This window comes from Bifidobacterium sp. ESL0728 (assembly GCF_029392015.1).
Classification (GTDB): Bacteria; Actinomycetota; Actinomycetes; order Actinomycetales; family Bifidobacteriaceae; genus Bifidobacterium.
In genome coordinates, this window is record NZ_CP113925.1 from 180,477 (window position 1) to 199,513 (window position 19,037).

The following is a 19,037-nucleotide window of genomic DNA, read 5'->3' on the forward strand; positions in this document are numbered from 1 at the left end:
ATGTCTGACGTCGAAGGTGTGTCGCGCGACAAGCAGGTGCATGGTGACGACGGCAAGGTTGTCCCCGGTCAGGGTAGAGGTGCGGCCATGTCTGGAGAGAAGAAGTCGTTGAGCGGGGACGACTATGCGTTCAAAAAGGCTGAAACGAAACATTCCGGCAAGGCCAAGCGCCACATCCTTGATTATTGGTGCCATTTGGACAGCAAAGACGGCGACGATGTGGAGTCGATCAAGCTGAGGAACCGCGTGCGCGGCGCGAAGGCCGCCGAGGGCGACGTGCAGAAGAAGGGTCTCGGAGACCGTCTTTACGCCATGATTTTGGGACCTCCGGCAGTTGCCGAAGAAATCACCAACGCTAACGAAAAAATGACCACGACACCAGATATGCACACTGGCCGTATCGGCAACGATGCCGAAGGGACTTTCACGAAAGCGGCTGCAACGGAGCAGCGAAGCAACACGAAGATTCCGAAAACGGGATCCGGTATGAAACCGAAACCTCAATCTGTAATACAAGATATATCGAACAATTCTTTGAATGAAGTCGTCTCGGATTTAAACAGCAGTGAAAGTGACAGGGGCATGAACGCCACGGATATGAACAGCATCGATAAGGGCTCCACGCACGCTTCAGGTGCATCGGGCACCAAGCCGAGTATGGCGCGTCTGGGGAAGGCGGTGTCCGGCTGGTTCGCGCGCGTCGGCGCCACCGTGATGGGCTGGTTCGGCCGAGGCTCGAAGTCCGATTCGCACTCGAAGTATGCCCGCAGACTGGGCCTCTTCGGCAACCTGGTGTGCATTGTGGCCGCCGCGTCCATGGCGTTGCCGGGCATGGCTTCGGCCACCGAGGTGGAGCAGAACGGCGGGCCCGACGCGGTGCAGGCGCAGGCCGACGCGATGCGTAAGCAGCAGAAGCAGCAGCAGGAGCAGCAGGCTCAGCAGGCGAATAACCAGATTTCCGGGCTCACCAAGGTCATGGTCGACAAGAACGGCAAGGTCACGCAGGTGCCGATGAACGCCAGCGAGCAGCAGCAGGCGGCCAAGGCCGTCAATGCGCAATCCGGCAAGTCTGCCAAGGCTACTAAATCCACGAAGTCAGCCAAGGTAGCGAAGGCCGGTCAGAAGCCTTCGGCGCAGTCGGGCAACGGCCCGGCGTTGAAGACGATGCTTGGCTACACCAACAAGGTGCAGGGCGGCAAAGGCCAGACCGCGTACTTCAGCTACGACTTCATCATGACCGTGCCCAAGGGCCAGGTCACCACCCAGATGCTCAGCGATCGGAGCCTGACCAAAGACGGCGAGACTCCCGCTCCCAGCAATCCGTTGGCGAGCAAGCCCACGGTCTCCACGAAACTACGATTCATTGTGCAGACCCACGTTGCGGCCACCCCATGGTGGTCTTTGCCGTATGTGAGCATGATTCCCGATGGCGCCGGCTCGGAGCAGAAGGGCGCCATGAACTACGCCAACTGCAAGAACGGCTGGACCATCCAGAAGACCATCGATGACAAGGAAGATTCCTCGCTCACCGATCTGTATGTGAGCCTGAAATACACGATTGCGGCTGCGGATGACAATACGGTTGCCTTGACCGATGTCACGCCGAAAACGACCGAGGGCGGCACCTCGGTGTCGAACAAGATTTTGGCCTACATGGGGGCAGGCGACGCGATTACCGCGCCTTCCGACAACAACCTCTTCCCTGATACGCAAGAACTGCGCGACGATGCTACGGTTCCCACCGATGCTCCCGCTGCTGGTCTTGACGGCGATGCGCTGCTGAGCGGTCACCCCGATGTGGTCGCCAACATGGCTTCTGGCCCGGTGAGCGTGTATTTCAACGGCCAAAATGGACCGAGTGCGACGCATAATGAGAAAGGCATTAATGCAGCAACATCAGGCTATATCGCATATGGGGCATGGGGAAGAGTCGCCGCTTATAATTCTCCTTCCATAAAAGATGCAAAAGAAAATTTTGGATTCGGATTGGGCCTGACTGGAGGAATGCCTGGGTTGCAAGGCGGCAAAGGCGAGTACGCTATTGGCGGTAATGACAGAAGGTGGGACTCTTGGGGTGTATATCGGTATTACGATGAGGGCGATTTTGATTTAGCTGCTTCGGCTTGGACCACTAACCCCGCGAAGCCAGGCATTGCACCACCTGCTTCTTTTAACTTTGTTTGGAACGCAGGTGATTCTGTAGCCGTAAAATCGGTATATTATCAATGGATGGGACTAAAAGACGGAAAATGGGTTCCCGTTACGTCTTTAACGAAGAAGCCCAGTCAAATCGAGTTTAATCATGATTTCACCATGGTGCCATTCTATAATCATATCGGTCATTTTGCTGCAGCTGATCATAGTGCCCGTTATTGGGGATGCTGGTCCAGATTAAGTTGTGATTATACGGCAGGCCATTTTACGCGGACCGCTACAGGAGACTATGATTTATCTTCTCCTGGCCCCGCTCAGAACTCTGATGGCTCCATCGACTTTGGTAAAGCAACTGCTGACCAAGGGCTTGACGGCTACTTCAAACTGGTAACATGGCCTGGTACCGGTCGTAGCTCTGATCCGGTCAATTCGTCGGTACAAATCACTGACGGTATGAGCCAGTCCCAGATGCAGGATCTTATCAATAAAGGTTGGGTTGCCGGCACCGCCTTCTATGATCAGGATCGCACGCTCGATAAGCCGACCATCACTTCCCCGGTGGACAGTACCGCTGAAGTCAAGACGAATGTCGTGTATAACACCACCGTTACCGGGCCGAGCAATCAGGCCGGCAATTGGGAGCTGTGGGCTGAGGACCCGAAGCATCCATGGGGTGCCAAGGGCAGCGCCACCGATCCCGAGAAGATGATTGCGGCTTGCGACGACGAAAACAAGGAATCCGATGGCGAGATGCCGGTTGATGCGGATGGCAATCCGAAGACGGAAGATGTCAAGGGCAGAGCTGGGTGCAAGGTCTACCGTTCGTCGACCACGACGACGACTGGTTCCGATGACGCGTATACGTTCCTGGACAAGGGCGCGAACTCGCAGTTCACAACCCGTCGCGACGGCACGCGTCGCTACATCGTGCGTGTGAATCACAACGGCAAGCAGTGGCTCTACACCGACCCGATTACGGTGCATGTCACCGACGCCATACCTTCGATTGATTCTCCGAAGCACGGGGAAGGCAAGACCGGCACTTACAACACTTACAGCACGCCATTGAGCGGCAAGGGTGTGCCTGGATCCACCGTCACCATCCTGCGTACCACCGAGCGTCGCATCACCGATGCCGATGGCGACAAGACCGATGATTCCGATGCGGCTTTCACGGCCGCCAATCGTGACCCGAACAGCAGTGATCTCAACGCCACATGGAACGTCGATGGCGTGGATGCCGAAGGCGAGGACGAAGGCAACAAGGGCCCGGCCGAAGAAGCCGGAGGCCAGATGCTGCCTGAACCCGCTTCACCGTTGGTCAAGTCCAAAGCGGCATTCGCCGCACCGGCAAGTGCCGTTTCCGGGGAGAACTCTGCCCAAAATCAGGGTGCCGCTGCCAAAACGGTGAGTGTCACCATGGGCAAGGATCTGAAGGCCAAGGATGAGTCCGGCGTTTTCAATGATGCTGCAACCCTCTCCGCCGCGCCCAAGGCTGGCTTTTTCTCCACTGTGAAGAAGAAAGTGCTTTCCCTCTTCGGTGCCAAGTCGGCGCAGACCCGTGGCGCCCCCACCTTCCACACCGAAGTGCTCGGCACCGCCACCGTCGAGGGCGATCCCACCGCTCCTGACACGACAGGCACATGGACATTTACCGACAAGCAGGGCAAGACCCGCTATGAGGACGGCCAGCGCTGGTATTGGGTGCGCACCACTTACAAGAACGGCGACGTGGACACCGAACAACACCACGCCAACTCCCGTTCCAACTATTCTTTGATGAGTTCTATCGTCCCAAAGTATTACATTCCTTCCATCGACACTGCCGATGGCACCAAGTTCGACTGGGGTAACGGCACCACCGGTCCGAAGCGCACCACCATCACCGGCCATGGCGTGCCTGGACAGTGGGTCGATCTCTATGAGACCGGCGACGAAAGCCATAAGCTCGCTGCAAAGGGTGAGACGGATCCGACCAAGTACACCGATCCCAACGCTCTTACCCCTAACCGGATGCATCCTGAGGATGTCGTCGCCACCACCGAACCAAACGCCGGTGATGATGTGCCCTCCACGTATGCCACACGCGTCGGTCGTACACAGGTCGGTAACGACGGCACTTGGACAATCAACGATGACGCCCAGGATGAGAGCGATACCGCCGACGGCCACTCGGCCGGCAACACCCGTGCCGAGGACGGCACCCGTTGGTACTTCGCACGTCAGGAGGTTATCGCTGATCCGGAGAACCCTGACACGACGACGGTGAAGACGCCTTACTCCAAGGCCATGCATACGGAAATGAACAATTTCACGCCGACCCTGACCGATGTGCTCACCGGCAAGGACCAGTCCAACAACGATGTGTATACACACTTCGATAACGGCATGCACGTCAAGGGTTGGAAGCAGACCATCAAGGGCCTCGGCGTGCCTGGCAGCACTGTGACGCTCTACGCGGCCGATCCCAGTCAGGCCAATGGTTTCGACGCTGGGTTGTCTGGCGACGACTCGAAGGTCCACCTCATCGAGGTGGGCAAAGGCCAGGTACAGGACGACAGCACATGGGTGGCCGTGGACTCCGGCAAGCACGCCAACACCCGTATCAAGGATGCCAACCGTGTCTACTATGCCAAGCAGACTCTGCCCGACAAAACCATCTCGCACTATTCTCCCGGCATGGCCGTGGTGATTGACGAGACGGTGGCTACCATTACCACTCCAGCCAGCGGCGACTCGGTGACCAATTGGCAGCGTAATCTCGCCGGCCGTGGTGTGCCCGGAGGCCACATCGACCTCTATTCCGTCAATCCGAAGGCTCCTTGCAAGGCCGACGCCGACCATGAGGCCACTGAAGTGGGCGAGAACTGCCTCATCCTCGTCGGCTCCGGCGACGTGGACGACAATGGCGACTGGCAGGCGATGGACAACGGCAGCCACAACACCACCGACAAGAACGGCAACCGTTGGTATTTCGCCCAGCAGACCTTGCCTGATACCGACGACATCGCCGATGGTACCAAGACCGCTTACAGCGCCAAGGGCTATTACCTGAACGTCAAGGACGTCAAACCCACCATCAACGCCCCTGCGGACGGTGCACACGACGCCGGCTGGAAGAAGGCTCTCTCCGGCAAGGCCACGCCCGGCATGACGCTCTACCTCTATCAGGAGGACCCGAGTGGTGTCATCAACACCACGGACCCCGAGGCCGAAGGCGTCAAGAAGATTCTGCTCGACACGGTCACCGTCTCCGACGGCACCGATGGCAGAGCTGCCGGCGCATGGAACGCCACCGATGACGGCACTAAGTCCAAGACCCCGAACAAGGGCGACGGCAAGTACCTGCGTTACTACTACGTCGATCAGAAGATGCCCGATGGCTCCATCTCCGCACCTTCGAATGTCGTCTCGCTCAAGGTCGACAACATGGAGCCCAAGATCACCACGCCGACAGGCAAGACCACGCCGAGCTGGGAATACACCATCGAAGGCACCGGTGTTGCCGGATCCGACGTCACCATCTGGGCCGCCGATCCGAGCGGCAAGGTGATTGACGGTGCCGAAGCCACCGATTCGAAGGTGCACCTGCGCGACATCGGCCATGCCACCGTGGGCAGCGACTCCAGCAAGCCCGACTTCGGCAAGTGGACCTTCACCGATGACGGTTCGCACAACAACACGGTGCTCACCAACGGCCGCCGTGCCTACTACGTGAGCCAGAAGCGTCCCGACGACAGCATCTCCGGTTATTCGGAGAACATCACCGTCACCGTGGCCGGCTACATTCCCACCATCGACACCCCCACCAAGGGCAGCACCGTCAACGGCTGGAAGCAGACCGTAGGCGGCACCGGCATCGCGGGCGCGACAATCACGCTCTACACCGCGCGTGCCGACCAGGGCTGCAAGGCCGATCCGAACGCTTCCGCCACTGATGAGGACGTGTGCCTGCGCAAGATCGGCACCGGCGTCGTCGGTTCCGATTCGACCAATGCCGCCACCTACCATCGGTGGAGCATCGATGACCCCGGCACGTTCAGGGACGAGGACGACCATGACCAGATCAACACCGACGAGAACGGCCGGCGTATCTACTATGTCAGGCAGACCCTGCCCAAGGCCACTGAAGCGAACGCCGAGAGCCAGACCACGGCCTATTCCGGCAGCCATTACATCTACATCAACGGCGCGGTGCCTACGATCGACACCCCTACCGAGAACCAGGCCGTCAACCAGTGGGCGCAGACCATCACCGGCCATGGCGTGCCCGGTGCCAAGATTCAGCTTTACGGCGCCGACCCGAAGTACAAGTTCGTCAAAGACAACCAGAAGGGCACCGACCTTCAGGCCACCGACCCGGATGTGGAGCCCCACCTCATCACCATCGGCGACCCGGTGACCGTCAGCGACGGCACCGGCGAGGGCGCATTGCCTTCCGGCCAGTGGCAGAGCGTCTCCACCGACAAGGGCTGCCCCAACGAGGCGGAAAACAACGGCTGCGAGGTCGACAAGAAGACCATGAAGCGTGTGCTCTACGTCAAGGAGACCTTGCCTGACAACCGTGTGACCGCGTACTCGCCTGGCCGCATGACCCGCGTCTCCGACATGGATCCCGCCATCACCGCGCCTACCAACAACTGGATCACCGCTCCGTGGACCTACACGGTCAAGGGCACCGGTGTGGCCGGCGCGAAGGTCTTCGTCTATGAGACCCCTGACGACGCCAACCATGATCCGTACAACCCGAACTCCTTCGCCAGCGCGAAGAAGACCAAGGCCAACGGCGACTTCGACGATGATGCCATCGATCAGGAGGCCAAAGACAAGCTCGACGCCAAGAATATTGGCTCGGTTACGGTACAGAACGATGGTACATGGTCGTTCGATGACACCGCCATGGAGAAAGGCCGCACCCGCCTGGATGAGGGCTCGCGTTGGTACTTCGCCCGCCAGACCCTCCCCAACGGCGTACATTCCAACTACTCCGGCGCCAAATTCATGGGCTTCAACTACTGGAAGCCGAGTATCAACAGCGTGGATGACGACTACTACAACCGTCCGTGGGAGCGCACTCTCTCCGGCTATGGTGTGCCAGGCTCCAAGATGACGCTGTATGTCGAACTGCCCACCAACAAGGCTGACGGTACCGGCCGAGTCTTCGACGCCAGCAGCGACGACAAGATTGCCGACTCCATCGCCCACGCCCATAAGATCGGTACAGTCACCGTCTCTGACGGCACTGATGGCAAGAGAGCCGGCACGTGGAGCATGGTTGATCCAGGCGACCACGACGGCACCTATAAGCTCAACGACGTGAACGGACGGCGTACCTACTTCGTGCGTCAGCAGTACCCGGATACCAACCAGTCCACAATCCAGGAGAACCGTGTCGACTTCGCCTATGCGCGTCCATGGTCTGACGGCGACAAGTGGAATAGGAACCGCAAGGGTCCGTGGGGCACCAATTTCGGCTTCCGCACGCTCAACGATACCGATAACACCAAGATCGGCATGGAGCTCTACGAGACTCCCGATAATAAGCACGTCATTGACGCCGACGGTTTCGATATCAACAAGTGCATGGCCGACACCGCGGAAGGCGGCTGCCGGGCCAAGCTCGGCGCCAAGAAGATGACGGTCGGCACCACCGATGACGATGACATCAAGGTCAACGACTACACCTCGGGCAGCGTCTACGCAGGCAAGCAGTTCTGGGACAAGGCCAAGGACGGGCGCACCCGCCAGTCCGACGGCGCCCGCTTCTACTTCGTGCGTGAGATTCTGCCCAAGGTCAAGGATAATCAGGGAGTCCCGCAGGAGCGCTTCTCCGAGTTCTCCGACGTCCGCAACTATGGGGTTTACAACAAGTCCATCCCGACGGTGACCTCTTACGGTTCCAACAACTGGCCGGGCAACCAAAGCCAGACCATCAAGGGCGAAGGCACCTGGGGCCAGAAGGTGACGCTCTACGCCGCCGACCCGCGCAGCCCTGCGTTCGCTCAGGATTCCTTCGACGACAAGGGCTTCGACAAGGCCAACGCGAAGGCGACTTTCCACAACCTCGCCGAGGCGGCGGCCAACGGCATCAACCTCATCAAGGTCGGCACCTCCGACGTCACGCGTAGCGAGACCCCGACCGACGGATGGGACTATAACTCCGGCTGGTACGGCACCTGGTCCATCAACGACAACGGCAAGTACAAGGAAGCCGGCGACACCGATACCTCGCTCGGCTGCGACCCGGCTAACCCTTCCAACTCCAAGACATGCAGCGATACCACGTCCACCATCGCCAAGGGCGATCCGAACCCGGACGGCAGCGTCAACACCGTGGCCCGCAAGACCTACAGCCACGCCAAGGATGAACCGTATCGCGACATCGCCGCCAACGGCAACCGCATCTACTATGTGCAGCAGACCTGGCCCGACGGCACCACTTCCGGCATCTCCCAGCCGAATCAGACCACCGTCGACCGCGCGGTACCCACCATCACCTCGCCCAACGACAAGGACACGAGCGTGCCGTGGGGCACCGAGCTCAAGGGCGACGGCATGCCCGGCTCGCTTGTCACCATCTATGAGACCGACGATGACGAGAACGACGACCACACCGGCGTCTACGACACCGACCCCAACCCGAACAAGATTCGTTTCACGGACAATAAGAAGGCTTTGGGCAAGCCGGTCAACGTCGAGGAAGTTCCTGTTGTTTCGGATCCCAGCAAGACCACGCTCAAGACCGTCAAGGTGAAGGTCGGCAACGACGTCTCCGATCCGACGACATATGGCCACTGGAGCTTTAAGGACATGTCGACCGACGACCGGACCCGTCCCGACGGCACCCGTTGGTATTACGTCAGTGCGGTGCTGCCAGATGGCACCACCACGCAGTTCAGCCAGGCCCGGCGTGTGGTCTACTCCAACATCCGTCCGACCATCGACCCCCAGCCCAACGGCCAGAAGCCGAACTGGGCCCAAAACGTCTCCGGCACCGGTGTGCCCGGTGAGACGTTGACGCTCTATGCCTGCAACCCGGCCTTGGTCGACAACGACCAGTCGAAGTGCAAGCCCGACCCCTACGATCGCACGGACCCGAAGTTCGGACAGGACAAGAGCCTGATCGTCATCGGCACCACCACCATCGGTGCCAAGGGCGCTGTTGATGAAGGCAAGTGGCATCTCGAGGATCCGGGCACTCTGAAGGACACCTTCAAGGCCGACGGCACCCGCATCTACTATGCGCGCCAGACCCTGCCGAGCAAGACCAAGTTCTCGCAGTATTCCAACAAGTCGAACTTCACCATCAGCAACGTGATGCCCACCATCGACAAGCCCGCCGACGACAAACTCGGCTCCATCCCATGGACCATCTCCTTGGGCGGCACCGGCATGAACGGCCAGACGGTCACCGTGTGGGAGAGCGCGGACAACGACGGCGTGTTCGACAATGCCACCAGCGCCGCGGACCTCAACCCCTATGACGCTTCGACGGACACCAAGACCAAGATCAAGGGCAAGAAGCTCGCCGAAAACATTCCGGTGACCGACGGCCGCTGGGTCTTCAACGACCGCGCCGTGAACGACGAAACCACCAGCCCGGCCTCCGTGGCCGGATCCACCCGCGTTAAGGACGGCAACCGTACCTATTGGGTGGAGCAGACCCTGCCGGACAACGACACCAAGTCGTGGTATTCGCAGATCCGCTCGACCAAGTTCACCCAGATCACCCCGAAGATCTTGACGCCCACCGACGGCAGCTCGCAGACCGAATGGAAGTCGCAGCTCACCGGCACCGGCATCCCCGGCCAGACGGTGACCCTCTACGCGGTCAAACCTGATCAGACGCCGTTCGACAGCTCCTTCGACGCCAATCATCAGGACGAGAACAAGTTCATCGCGATTTCCAGCTACGTGATTCCTCTAAGTGACCCCAGCGGCACTTGGATCCTGCGTGACGACGGTGCCCAGAATGACACCCGTCTCTCCGACGGCTCACGTATCTACTTCGTGCGTCAGACCCTGCCCATCGGCGGCAACTCGGTGTATTCAAGCTCCATCAAGATCATCGTCAAGTCGGCCGTGCCCACCGTCTCGGCCTCGGTCGATACCGTCAACCACTGGGGCATGAACCTCAGCGGTACCGGTGTGCCCGGAGCCGTATTGCACATCTATGAGACGCCTGATAAAGACAGGCTCTTCGAAAAGGAGGGTCAGTTCGACCCCGATGCCAACGACCCCAACGAGAAATGGAACGAGAACGAAGCCCAGGACGCCACCAAGTCCAAGGAGCTCGCCCACGTCACCGTCGATTCGCTGACCGGCAAGTGGTCGTGGCGAGACCCTGCGCTCGACACCCGCACCCGTGCCGACGGCGTTCGCCGTTACTTCGTGCGTCAGGTGATTCAGGGCACTTCCAGCGACAGCAACGTCTCCAAGTTCTCCAAGCCCGCTTCCGCCCGCTTCGAGGACACCAAGCCCTCCTTCACCTCACCGGCCAAGAACTTCCATAGCCAGACGTGGAGCCTCAACCTCGCCGGACGCGGTGTGCCGCGTCAGCGCGTGACCATCTACTCCGCCCAGGTGCCCGAGAACGCCCAAGACACCACCAAGTTCGACGAGTCCATCGCGGCGGGCACCGGTTCCGGTGTGAAGCTCAAGGCGGTGGCCTATGCCAACGTCGGCGACGACGGCACATGGAGTGCCACCGACCTCGGCGACGCGAAGGGCGTCACCCGGCAGTCCGACGGCAAGCGTGTCTACTATGCACACCAGACCCTGCCCAACGACCAGCCCCCCGAGCACGGTCATGAGACCGACCTGCCCGGCGACAACTACTCCGACGGCTTGGCCGTCTATATGGACGCCATGGTGCCGAAGATTACCTCGCCCGGCAACGGCAGCGAATTGAGCGGTTGGGACCATGAGATTTCCGGTACCGGCGTGGCCGGCGCCACCATGCACCTTTATGCGGTCGATCCCACCGACACGCGCTTCGACCCCTCGAAGGACGGTTCGGCCTATGAGGACTCCCATACCTTGATCGACCTCGGCACCGACGAGGTGAAGGCCGACGGCACTTGGACGATTTCCGATTCCGGCAAGTCCAAGGACACGAAGCTGAGCATCGGCACCACGCCCGACCACAGGCTCGACACTCGCGGCCAGCGCATCTACTATGCCCGCCAGACCTACAAGGACGGCGGCAATTCGGTCTATTCCGATTCGTCCACCATTAAGATCAAGGACGCCGTGCCTTCCATCACCTCGCCCGCCGAAGGCACCAAGGACGTCTCCTGGGTGAAGCATCTGACCGGTCGCGGCGTGCCCGGCGAGAAGCTCTCGCTCTATGGTGTCGACAAGACCTCCAAGAACTTCGGTTCCGAGATCGACGTCAACAGCGTCACCAACGGCACCGACACCACCATCGTCGACCCCATCACCAATCCGGACGCCACCACCAAGCTGAAGCTGATTCGCGACGAGATCCCGATTCACGATGACGGCACTTGGGAAGCCACCGATAACGGCACCGTTTCCGGGCTCACCAAGGACTTCTCCGACTCCGGCCGACGCATCTACTATGTGCGCCAGACCCTGCCGAACAAGGACGGCGTCGCCGCAGAGGACCTGCAGATCTCGAAGTTCTCGAACGGCCTGAGCCTCAACATCGGCAACGTGGTGCCCACCATCACCACACCGACCAACAACGTCACCGACACGGCCAACGGCATGCTCGACAGCATGCACATCGAGCTCGACGGCACCGGCATCACCAACTCGAAGATGAAGATCTACGAGGCCGATGACCCCGACAAGATCCTCGCGCAGAACCCGGATCCGAACGATTTGAGCCAGGACGATTGGAACAAGCTCAACCCCGTGCTCGTGGCCGACGATACCGACGCCTCCTCCACCAACAAGGTCAACGAAGGCAATTGGCAGGACTTCGACGAAGCCAACGTCAAGGGACGCACCGCCACAGACGGCACCCGTTGGTACTTCGCCCAGCAGATCCTGCCCGAAGGTACCGCCTCCAAGTATTCCAAGGCCATCCGCGCCAAGTTCCGCCTGACCCAGCCGGTGATCGACCGGCCCACGGCCTCTGCGGCCGGCGGCGACAACGGCCAGTGGGCCACAAGCTCCGATCCAAGGGAGAACGGCAAGTGGTGGTCGAAGCCCATCAACGGCTGGAGCACAACCGTCAGCGGCCGTGGTGTGCCCGGCATGAAGGTGCAGCTCTATGTGGCCAGCGCCTCCGGCAAGTTCGGCGTGCAATTCGACCCGACCGCCGATAGCGCCGTGAAGCTGCTGCCTCTGGGCAACACGGTGACTGTTGGCGACGACGGCACGTGGAACATGCCCGATAATGGCGGATTGTATGACTTCGCTTCCGACCCACCTGACCCCAAGCCCGAGAACTATACCCGCTTCTCCGACGGTGCTCGTATCTACTATGTGCGCCAATATGCGCCGAATCCGGCGGATACCGCGCATCCGGTTGATTTGGGTTACTCCGTGGGCAAGGGCGCCAAGGTCAAGGACGCCCACCCGCAGATTCTCACCCCGAAGGACGGCGGTGCCATCGACTGGAAGAGCGTGGTCAGCGGCACCGGTGTGCCCGGAGCCAGGATTCGCCTCTATGCAGCCGATCCGAAGGGCGACACCTTCAGCCCGACGGCCTCCGCCGCCAACCCCAAGGTCAAGCTCATCGCCATCGACCCCACCAGTGAGGACAAGCCGAACAGCGACGGCACCATGACCGTCGACAACAACGGCACATGGTCGATCACCGACAACGGCGACCACGACGACACCTCCGACGGCGGCCAGCGCATCTACTATGCCCAGGAGACCCTGCCCAACGGTGCTGGTCTGCCCGGTGTGAAGGAAAGCAAGCCGGATTATTCGGTGGCCAATTTCTCTGATGCCTCTGACGGCATGGTCAGCAGCATTGTCCCGCAGGTCCTCACCCCGGTCCATGGCTCCAGCCAGATCGAATGGGGTGTGAAGGTCAGCGGCAAGGGTGTGCCGAAGTCGAAGATCGAGATTTGGGAGACCCCCGACAACGGTGGCGCCTTCGACAAGTCCCGTGACCCGAACTCGCAGATTCTTTCCAACCCGGATCCGGTGCTCGTGCAGGGCAACGTCGAAGTGAAGGACAATGGCACCTGGACCTGGACCGACCCGGCCAACGATTCCACCGACCCCGTGGCTCCTGCCACAGTGGCTTGCGGCGAGGGCGTCACTGCCGCCTGCTCTAATGGCGACGGCACCACCCGTTCCGACGGCGTGCGTTGGTATTACGTCAGGCAGACGCTGCCCGGCGGCAAGCGTTCCGTCTATACCACCGCCGTCTCCGTCAAGTTCGGCAACATGACTCCGACCATCGACGCCACTGCGGGTGACGGTAGCCAGGGCAAGTGGGCCCAGACCATCACCGGCACCGGTGTGCCCGGCTCGAAGCTCACCGTCTTCTATGCCGATCCGCACGACGGCACATTCAACGAGACCGTCGACGCCAACAACACGGCCAGCGGCATTCAGCTGCACAAGCTCAATGGCGTGCCCGCCGAGGTAGACAACTACGGCAAGTGGCACGTCGTCGACTCCGGCACCGAGCCGGACACCGACTCCGGCGACGCCACCGGCACCGGCCACCGCATCTACTATGCGCGCCAGACCCTGCCGAGGAAGCCGAAGTCTAGCAGCGACCCCGAAGCGTATTCCGCGTACTCGGCCGGTGTGAAGATGAACGTCGACAACGTCATCCCCACCATCACCGGCCCGGCTCCTACGGGCGCCAACAACCTCTACAACCCCGGCAACGCCGGTGGCTGGAAGGTGCCGCTGACGGGCAAGGCCATCGCCGGCCAGAAGGTGACCGTTTGGGCGGTCGACCCTGAAGACGGCCCGTTCGACCCGAACGTCAGTCCTAATAACAACTCAATCGTCGACGGCGTTGACAAAGGCCCGGTCAAGCTCATCAAGCTCGGTGAAACCGCGCCTGTGGGCAACGACGGCGTCTGGAACTTCACTGATGAAGACAACGGCAACATCGACCACACCAAGCGCGATACGCGCCTGAAGGATGGCAAGCGCATCTACTACGCCACGCAGCAGATGCCCGGTTCCAGCGAGTCCAGCGTCAAGCAGTCTCGCTACTCCGCCCCGAAGTGGTACACGATGCCCGGAGCCACCCCGCAGATTACGAGCCCAGGTGCGGAGAACACCGGTCTCGATAAGTGGGATGTGCAGCTCAACGGCACCGGCGTGCCCGGCGCGCAGATCCACGTCTGGGAGATGGCCGACATCAACCACGTGCTCGACCACGGCAACAACAACCCGAACACCAACTCGTCCGTCACCCTGAACGACATCACCAAGGGCAACAAGCTGATTGCAGGCTCCGACGGCAAGTGGAGCTTCCACGACGATGCCAAGGACGACGGCACTCGTTCCGACGGCGTGCGTTGGTATTGGGTCAGCCAGTCCACCTCGGAGAAGAACAAGTCGCTCTACTCCATGGCGCTTGAGGTTCACTTCCTCTATTCCAACCCGTCCATCACCAAGGTCGAGGCCCCGCAGTTCGCGCCTGGCAGCGACAAGAACGGCTGGACGGTCAACGTCTCCGGTACCGGCTTGACCGGCGAGACGCTCACGCTCTACGCCGCCGATCCGAAGAACTGGTATGCGGCCGACGCCGACCCGAGCAAGCTCGACCTTTCGAAGCTTATCGAGGTGGGCCACGCCAAGATCGGCGATGACGTCGATCCTACCGTCACCGACGCGCAGAAGAAGTCCCATTCCTGGCAGGTCACCGACGATGGTCACACCGGCGACACCCGGCCCGACGACGGCAAGCGCGTCTACTTCGCGCGCCAGACCATCCCCGCGCAAGACAAGAGCAGCAGCTCTTCCACCCCCGCCGAGACCAAGTACTCGATCTTCTCCTCCGGCATGGAAACCAGCATCGCCGGAGTGCGGCCAGTCATCGACACTCCTACGCTGCCCGGTGATCAATGGCAGCAGACCATCAGCGGCACCGGTGTGCCTTCCTCGACGGTCACGCTCTACGCGGCCGACCCGAAGAAGCCCGGCTTCAGCTCCGTCACTCCTGGCTCCGAGGCCGTCGGCCTGATCAAGATCGGCTCCGGCAAGGTCGGCAACGACGGCCGCTGGTCGATCGTCGACGACGGCTCGCATCTGCGCGACGGTTGCACGCCGGGCGCTGCAGGCTGCAACGTCACCACCGATCTCGACAGCGGTCACCGTATCTACTACGCTCGCCAGACCACCCCGCAGCTCGACTCCGCGGTCACGCCTTCCGTACCGCCTGTGCCTTCCGACTATGTGCAATCGCTCTATTCCGACGGCAAGCAGTTGGGCGTCAACAACGTCACCCCGCTTGTTGACAGCGCGGTCGCCGGCGAGAGTGTCAGCACCGCCATCATCTCCGGCAAGGGCGTGCCCGGCATGCACCTCGAACTTTGGGCCGCCCAGCCCAAGGAAACCGGCCATGAAGGCAGGGTCTTCGACCCGAACGCCCCGGCCGAGTCCGATGGCGTCGAGCTGGTGAAGGTGGCTTCGGGCATTGTGGTCAAGCCCGACGGCTCCTATTCGATTCCCGATGCCGATGCCAACGGCGTGGCCACCGCAAGCGACAACACGCGTGTCTACTACGTGCGTCAGTCGCTGACTTCCGGCGACCATTCCGGCACGGAACTGGCGCACGCCTTCTCGCATGGCGTGCTCTACTCCGTGGGCGACACCACCCCGGTCATCGTCGAGCCGACCTCCGGTTCCACCGTGCCTTACACCTCCATCACCCTGCGTGGCACCGGCTACACCAACTCCACCATCAAGGTCTTCGAGACCCCCGATACCAGCAAGGCGTTCGACAAGGACTCCGACCCGTCCAGCAGCATCAACAACGCTGAAAACGGTGTGACCAAGGGCGCCACGGAAGTGCAGTGCAGCAACGCGCCGGTCACCGTGGGCGGCGACGGCAAGTGGGCCTGCACCGATCAGATCAGCGGCCTCACCGGCACCCGTTCCGACGGCGTGCGCTGGTACTTCGTCCAGCAGACCCAGCCCGGCGTCAACGGCATGAAGAAGTATTCCCGTGCCATCTCCACCCGCTTCGAGGGCGCGATTCCGACGATCACCTCGCCGGCCGCCGGCTCCACCGTCAACAAGTGGAACTTCGACGTCACCGGTCATGGCCTGCCCGGACTGCACATTGTGCTTTACGCGGCCGACCCTTACAAGAGCAACTTCAGCACCAGCGCCACCGGCGATGACAAGCTGAAGGAAGGCAGCTTGGTCAAGGTCGGCGAAGCCACCGTCGACGAAGGCGGCAATTGGACCGTCACCGACGACGGCACGGCCAAGACCACCCGTCTTTCCGACGGCCATCGCATCTACTACGTCAAGCAGATGCGCGATGCCCACGACGACAGCGACCACCAGTTCTCGGCGGCCCATCCGATCACGATTAGCAACGTCACTCCGACGATCACCAAGCCGTTGCAGGATGCCGAGATTTCCGGCTCGAAGGTTGACCTTGAGGGCACCTATCTGCCTGGCGCGCAGGTCGAGGTCTACGCGGCCAGCCCGTCCAGCAGCTCCGTCGGTGCGAATGTGCCCGGCGAAACTGCCACACTGGATCAGGTTTCCTCGGCTGAGGATCCCGTCAACGCCAATGCTGCGGCAGGCACCTGGACCTTCACCGATAATCACTTCGGTGATCATGTCAACGCCCTGGGCCAAGCCGTCTACTATGTGCGGCAGAAGCTCGGCGACGGACGTTGGTCCCAGTATTCGCACGGCATAGGCGTCACCACCAAGAGCAACAAGCCGGTCATCACCGGTCCGGTTACTTCCGGCGCGCCAGACCACAAGGTCTATACGTGGAAATTTGACGTCTCCGGTTCCGGCATGCCCGGCCAGCAGATTGACCTTTACGCGGCCAATCCGTTGGGCACGTTCGATGCGACGGCATCCGCCCAAAGCGTCGACCTCATCCCGATCGGCACCGACACGGTCGCCCAAGACGGCACCTGGAAGGTCACCGATGATGGCACGGCCAAGGCTGCAGCTGCGGCCGAAGGCGCTGGGCACACCCGTGCCGATGGTCTTGACGGGCTGGGCAGGCGTATCTACTACGCCCGTCAGCACGTGGGTGGTTCGCTGATCGATTCCGCCGGCGTCTACGTCGATATCGTCAACGCCGGACCCAAGATCAAGGTCCCCGAAACCGAGGCCGGTGTTCCGCATACCACCGTTGGCAATAACGGCCAGCTCGCCCCCAATTCCAAGGTGACGATTACCGGCGCTGCCATACCAAACGTGAGGGGTGCGAAGCTTAGGCTCTATATGCTTGCGGACACCGCTTCGGGGCAGTCTCTTGCCGCCCCGTCTTCCCTCTCCGCTGCGTCTGCAAGCCGGCTTGCCTCGCCGAGCATCGGTGTCGCGCCTCAAGACCTGGTGCTGCCCGCCGAACCGGGTGACAACACCGAACTTACAGGCTGCCGGCAGACGCTCGGTGAACCGGTACTGCAGACTTGGACCTGCGATGTTGACACCTCCAAGTTCACCGTCCCCGGCGACTATTACCTCATGGGCCGTATCCTCAACGGTGGCGACCGGCTTTCGCCGACCACCTCCGACGATTGGCAGAAGGTCCATGTCGACATGGTGCCGCCGAAGTTCACGGTCGACGCGGTGCCCGACAAGTCCGGCAACCGCGTGGTCAAGGGCACGGCTGAGGCAGGCGCGAAGGTCAAGGTCGATTTCGACTGGACCGATCCTGTCAGCGATTCCACCTTCAATACAGTTGACGCCACCCAAGAAGCCACGGCTGATGAGGACGGCAACTGGACGCTCGACTTGCCGCAAGGTGCACACAACGGCAAGCTTCGTGCCTATGCCATTGACACCGACAAGAACGAATCCGCCTATTCCGCAATCAAGACCTACACCGGCACTCGCTGGTCGGTCACCTACGATGCGGGAGACGGCAAGTTCGCTTCCGAGGACGGCACGCCGTCCAAGCATGTCGATCAGGTCTACGATGCCGACAAGGCTACCAAGCCCGCCACCAACCCGACCCGCGACGGTTACGACTTCGCCGGCTGGTACAAGGCGAAGGACGCGGAGACCGGCAACGGCACCGGCGACGAGGTGTTCCCCGACGAAGCCACGCAGACCGGTCCTATCACCTCGGCCGTCACGTATTACGCCAAGTGGGCGAAGATGGCTACGGTGAGCTTCGATCTCAACGGTTCCGAGGATGCCCCCGCCACCGCGGCGGACGGTACCTCCACCACCATCGACAGCCAGCGTATCCCCGCCGGCACCACGCCTAACAAGCCGCAGGATCCGAAGCGCAAAGGCTACAAGTTCGACGGCTGGTTCACCCAGGCTGAAGGTGGCACACGCTTCCTCTTCGACGGTGATGTGCCTAGCGTCGCCGACGGCGACATGACCCTGCACGCCCACTGGCTGGAGCAGAGCTTCACCGCCACCTTCGACCCGAACAACGGCGGTCTGGATCCGGTCTTCACCAGGCCGGTCGGCCGCAAGGGCCTCGTTGACGATCCTGGCATCCCGGCGCACGCTCCCGACAAGAAGAAGTTTGATCATTGGTATCTTGCCAATGAGGACGGCAATCCTACCGGTGAGCCTCTCAAGTTCGAGGGCAATGACCGTGTGAAGATCGACAAGGACACGAAGTTCGTGGCCAACTGGGTCGATGACAATGTCACCGTCACCTTCGATCCGAACAACGGCAAGGATGTCAACAAGGTCACCCTGCTTCGTGGCAACAAGGTCGCCGCAAACGATCAGGCCGCCCCGAGCTTCACGCCGGATGGCAAGAA

General features: G+C 61.1%; 1 protein-coding gene (only partly in view). It reads left to right on the forward strand.

Translation table 11 applies throughout. The features are described from left to right. Positions 1-19,037, forward strand: the 5' portion of a protein-coding gene (locus OZX67_RS00600) for an InlB B-repeat-containing protein (protein ID WP_277143186.1). 10,783 nt of this gene lie beyond the right edge of the window; 19,037 of the gene's 29,820 nt are visible here — the first part of the coding sequence; the start codon lies at positions 1-3; its stop codon lies beyond the right edge, outside the window.